Below are 587 nucleotides of genomic sequence, written 5' to 3'. Positions count from 1 at the left end.
ACAATCATACCGATGCTGGTGGCTGCCATAAGCAGACCACATATAGGAGTGTGAGCTTTAAGATTATTAAAAGATATATTATGAAGTAAAAGAGAAAATAATTCTTGGCATCATTGGAAAAGTTAGAATAACTTTTTCAGTCCTAAGCCGTCGGCGGACAAAAAGTTAGTTTCCAACTTTTCCAACAAGCCGTTGGAGCGGAATTTTATACTGGAAAAATAACCTACATATAACCCTCTTAAAAGTTGTTGATAACTTAATGATGCTTTACATAGGAATGGCGGTTGGTGGCAGTTTTTTCTATCCGATTCCGTTAATTCCAAGCTCAAATAATTCTTTTGTTGTTAAGTTAATTTTTATTTCCCAATGATTACTACAACCATCAAACCAACTTTCTCTTTCTTTTTTCCTAATTATCGCTTTCATCTTTTTGAAATCCTTTGATCTTTTCGATAAGTTATAGTTTGCTTTTATTAAAAGTTACATAAATTACTTTTTCATTTTTTCGTTATAATAACCCCAATATTGTCTTCTGTATATATTTAAGTTATTATGAATTATTGGACAACCATTTCCTTGATTGGTTT

At 31.2% G+C, this 587-nt stretch carries 1 protein-coding gene; it reads right to left on the bottom strand.

What is annotated here, in order from left to right; genetic code table 11:
• Positions 1-300: 300 nt before the first annotated feature.
• Positions 301-426, bottom strand: coding sequence for a hypothetical protein (locus A3SG_RS22810; protein WP_016991464.1), 126 nt, complete (start codon positions 424-426; stop codon positions 301-303).
• Positions 427-587 lie beyond the last annotated feature (161 nt).

The sequence above is a fragment of the Flavobacterium sp. ACAM 123 genome, from assembly GCF_000264055.1.
Classification (GTDB): domain Bacteria; phylum Bacteroidota; class Bacteroidia; order Flavobacteriales; family Flavobacteriaceae; genus Flavobacterium.
The sequence above is the reverse complement of the archived record's forward strand: the minus strand, read 5'-3'. Positions and strand labels throughout refer to the sequence as shown.

Excerpts from the sequence above, each read along its gene's own strand:
- A3SG_RS22810 (WP_016991464.1), bottom strand. The coding sequence starts at position 426 with ATGAAAGCGATAATTAGGAAAAAAGAAAGAGAAAGTTGGTTTGATGGT.